3 protein-coding genes are annotated in these 4,158 nt (G+C 67.3%); 2 read left to right on the top strand and 1 reads right to left on the bottom strand.

Annotated features, from left to right (window positions below):
• Positions 1–40: 40 nt before the first annotated feature.
• Positions 41–1,309, top strand: a complete 1,269-nt coding sequence (gene eno / locus WKI94_RS11490) for a phosphopyruvate hydratase (RefSeq protein ID WP_337845866.1) — start codon at positions 41–43, stop codon at positions 1,307–1,309.
• Positions 1,296–2,720 (top strand): pyruvate kinase, encoded by a 1,425-nt coding sequence (pyk, locus tag WKI94_RS11485; RefSeq protein ID WP_337845865.1) that lies wholly within the window; start codon positions 1,296–1,298, stop codon positions 2,718–2,720. The genes eno and pyk overlap by 14 nt, the downstream gene beginning before the upstream one ends.
• A gap of 78 nt (positions 2,721–2,798) precedes the next feature.
• Here pyk and WKI94_RS11480 read toward each other — a convergent pair whose 3' ends face one another.
• On the bottom strand, positions 2,799–3,953 hold the full coding sequence (locus WKI94_RS11480; RefSeq protein WP_337845864.1) for a S8 family peptidase: 1,155 nt from the start codon (positions 3,951–3,953) through the stop codon (positions 2,799–2,801).
• Positions 3,954–4,158: the final 205 nt, after the last annotated feature.

The raw sequence follows: 4,158 nt of genomic DNA, 5'->3' as shown, positions 1-4,158 counted from the left end.
GCCCCCTTGAGGGTGTAAGCTCGTAGGGAGAGGTGCTGGCATGACCACCATCGTGGGTGTACGCGCGCGCGAGGTGCTGGACTCCCGGGGCTTTCCCACCCTCGAGGCCGAGGTGGAGCTGGAGGGGGGGGTGCGGGGCCGGGCCATGGTTCCCTCTGGGGCCTCCACCGGAACCCACGAGGCCTTGGAGCTACGGGACGGGGGGCGGCGCTACCTGGGCAAGGGGGTAAGCCGGGCGGTGGCCGCGGTAAACGAGCGCATTGCCCCCGAGCTCATCGGCCGGGACGCCCTGGACCAGGAGGGGGTGGACCGGGCCATGCTGGAGCTGGACGGCACCCCCAACAAGGCCAACCTAGGGGCCAACGCCATCCTCTCCGTCTCCCTGGCCACGGCCCGGGCGGCGGCGGAGGCCTTGGGCCTCCCCCTTTACCGCTACTTGGGCGGGGTCCAGGGGGTGGTCCTGCCCGTCCCCCTCATGAACGTCCTGAATGGGGGCAAGCACGCGGACAACCGCTTGGACTTCCAGGAGTTCATGATCGTGCCCGCGGGGGCCGGGCGCTTCTCCGAGGCCCTCCAAATCGGGGCTGAGGTCTTCCACACCCTGAAGGGCGTCCTGAAGGAAAAGGGCTACAGCACCAACGTGGGGGACGAGGGGGGGTTTGCCCCGGAGCTCAAGGCCAACGAGGAAGCCATAGAGCTCCTCCTCCTTGCCATTGAGCGGGCGGGCTACACCCCGGGGAAGGAGGTGAGCCTGGCCCTAGACGCGGCGGCCAGCGAGCTTTTCCGCGAGGGCCGCTACCACCTGGAAGGGGAAGGCAAGGCCCTCTCCGGGGAGGAGATGGTGGAGCTTTGGGCCTCCTGGGCGGAGCACTACCCCATCGTTTCCCTGGAGGACGGCCTGGCGGAGGACGATTGGGAGGGCTGGCGCCTCCTCACCGAGCGGCTTGGGGGGAGGATCCAGCTGGTGGGGGACGACCTCTTCGTCACCAACCCGGCACGGCTCAAGGAGGGGATTGAGCGGGGGGTGGCCAACGCCATCCTGGTCAAGGTGAACCAGATCGGCACCCTCTCCGAGACCCTGGAGGCCATCCGCCTGGCCCAGCGGGCGGGCTACCGGGCGGTGGTGAGCCACCGCTCCGGCGAGACGGAAGACCCCTTCATCGCCGACCTCGCGGTGGCGGTGAACGCGGGCCAGATCAAGACAGGCTCCCTTTCCCGCTCCGACCGGCTTGCCAAGTACAACCAGCTCCTCCGCATTGAGGAGGCGCTGGGGCCTTCGGCGCGCTACCTGGGCTATGGGGCTTTTTAAGCGCACCAAGATCGTGGCCACCTTGGGCCCCGCCACCTCCACGGGGGAGGCCATCCGGGCCCTGGCGGAGGCAGGAGCGGACGTCTTCCGCCTGAACTTCAGCCACGGCACCCCCGAGGACCACCGGGCCCGGGCTGCCCTGGTACGGGCTGTGGCCCAGGCCTTGGGCCGGCCCCTCGCCCTCCTTCAGGACCTCCAGGGGCCCAAGATCCGGGTGGGGCGCTTTAGGGGGGGGCGGGTGGAGCTTAGGCCGGGGCAGCGCTTCCTCCTCACCGCCGAGCCCCGGGAGGGGGACGAGGAGGGCGTTTCCGTGAGCTACAGGGGCCTCCCTGAGGACGTGCGCCCGGGGCAGGTCCTCCTTTTGGACGACGGCCGGCTCCGCTTGGTGGTGGAAGCGGTTCAAGGGCCAGAGATCCACACCCGGGTGGAGGTGGGGGGGGTCCTCTCCGACCACAAGGGGATCAACATCCCTGGGGCCGACCTCTCCATCCCCGCGCTTTCCGAGAAGGACATCCAGGACCTGGCCCTGGGGGCGGAGATCGGGGTGGACTGGGTGGCGGTCTCCTTCGTGCGCAGCCGGGATGACCTCCTCCTCGCCCGCCACTACCTGGCCCGTCATGGCTCCTCCGCCAAGCTCATGGCCAAGATAGAAAAGCCCTCCGCCGTGGCCCGCTTTGAGGAGATCCTGGAGGAGGCGGACGGGATCATGGTGGCCCGGGGGGACCTGGGGGTGGAGATGCCCTTAGAAGAGGTCCCCATCGTGCAAAAGCGCCTCATCCTCCGGGCCATCGCCGCGGGGAAGCCGGTGATCACCGCCACCCAGATGCTGGAGTCCATGGTGGGAAGCCCAAGCCCCACCCGGGCCGAGGCCTCGGACGTGGCCAACGCCATCTTTGACGGCACGGACGCGGTGATGCTCTCCGCGGAGACCGCCTCCGGGGCCTACCCGGTGGAGGCGGTGGCCATGATGGCCCGCATCGCCTGGGCGGTGGAGGCCTCCCCGGAGTTCCTCCAGAAGCTCAACGTCCTAAGGCCCCACCCCACCCCCACCACCCAAGACGCCATCGCCCAGGCGGCGGACGACGTGGCGGAGGCGGTGGGGGCGAAGGCCATCGTGGTCTTCACCGCCACCGGGAGTTCCGCCCGGCGCATCGCCCGCACCCGGCCCCAGGTGCCCATCCTGGCCCTCACCCCGAACCACGAGGTGGTCCACCAGCTGGCCCTGGTTTGGGGAGTCTTCCCCCGCCTAGCTCCGGACCCCAAGGACACGGACGATATGGTGCAGATCGCCCTCAAGGCGGTGAAGGAGGAGGGCCTGGCCCAGATCGGGGACCGGGTGGTCATCGCCGCGGGGGTGCCCTTTGGGGTGCGGGGGACCACCAACCTCCTTCGGGTGGAGCGGGTGGGCTAAGCGCCCTGAGGGAACTTTTGCTTCGCTGTGTGCTAAAAAGGTTCCGCCGAGGAATCCCCGGCGGAACCCCAAGCCCGTTTAGAACCCTCTAACGTTTAGGAAGGGCTCTGGGCGGGGGTGGCCCGAGGTGTTGGTCCAGCTCGCTGTGCTTTCGGCGTTTTGCAAGAGGACGGCCTTCACCTGCCCCGGGGTATAGGTTGGGTAGCGGGAGAGAACCAGGGCCGCGGCTCCGGCCACGTGGGGCGTGGCCATAGAGGTGCCGCTGATGGTGTTGTAGGCCGTGGTGGAGGTATTCCAGGTGGAAAGGATGCTTACCCCTGGAGCGGCCAGGTCCACATCGGGGCCGTAGTTGGACCAGGAGGGCCAGTCGTCTTGGCTGTTGGTGGCGCTCACGGTGACCACCTCGTCGTAGGCCGCGGGGGTATGGTTGGCAGCGTTGTCTCCGTCGTTGCCCGCGGCCACCACCACGGTAATGGCGTAGTCGCACACCGCTTTTTGGATGGCGTTGTGAAAAGCGTCCTGGGAGCGGACACTGGGGCAGTACTGTCCGTCTTGATCATCGGTTCCGGGGCCCCCTAGGCTCATGTTCACCACCTTGGGCTTACCCCCGTTGTTGTGGGTGATAACCCAGTTGAGGCCCTGGATGATCCCGCTGATGCTTCCCGATCCCGAGCCCGAGAGCACCTTTACCGCGTAAAGCTCCGCTGCGGGGGCTACGCCCAAGACCCCCACGGTGTTGTTCACCGCAGCGATGGTGCCCGCCACGTGGGTGCCGTGGCCGTTGTCGTCATCGTAAACCGCCTTGCACCGCCCCCGGCACTTTACCACCGCGTAGCCCCCCTTGAGGTTGGTCAGATCCTTGTGCCCCACCTTAATCCCTGTGTCCAGCACGTATACAGACACGTTCCCTCCCTTGGCCTGGGTGGTGGGGGCTCCGATGCGCTCCACCCCCCAGGGAACGGTTTGGGCGTAGGCCTGGACGGGCCGGTCGGGGGTGAGGCTTTGCAAACGGGGGTCCTGGGCTAGCCGCTGGGCCAGGCCTGGGGGGATGTTTCTTAAAATCACCATGCCCAGGGCCTCCAGCCGGTCCTCCGCGGCCAGCGCAAGCCCGTGGTCCCGGGCCAAGGCCTCGGCTGCCGCCCCGGGCTTGAGGAGGGCGATGTAGGTGCTTCCCTCGCTGGCTAGGGGCTTAAGGGTCTCCGGGGTCTTTACTACATTCTGGCAGGCTGCCAATGAGGAAAAACCCTAAAAGGATAGCCCATTTGCGCATACGACCTCCCTTTGTTTTACGGGTCGTGTAAGGAATTATGTGTAAGGGTATGTGTATGAATGGGGGTACCAACGGGAGAGGAGGTACCCCATGGATCAGGATACCCTCCAGATGATCTTGAGGGAAGCAGTGAGGGAAACGGTAACCCAGGTTCTGCAGGCCCTGCTC

The organism is Thermus sp., from assembly GCF_037444525.1.
In the GTDB taxonomy this organism is placed as follows: Bacteria; Deinococcota; Deinococci; order Deinococcales; family Thermaceae; genus Thermus.
Note: the sequence above shows the minus strand (reverse complement) of the source record. Positions and strands in the feature narration are given on the sequence as shown.

Bases quoted from the DNA above. Each gene is read 5' to 3' on its own strand.
- eno (WP_337845866.1), top strand. From the start codon at position 41: ATGACCACCATCGTGGGTGTACGCGCGCGCGAGGTGCTGGACTCCCGG.
- pyk (WP_337845865.1), top strand. From the start codon at position 1,296: ATGGGGCTTTTTAAGCGCACCAAGATCGTGGCCACCTTGGGCCCCGCC.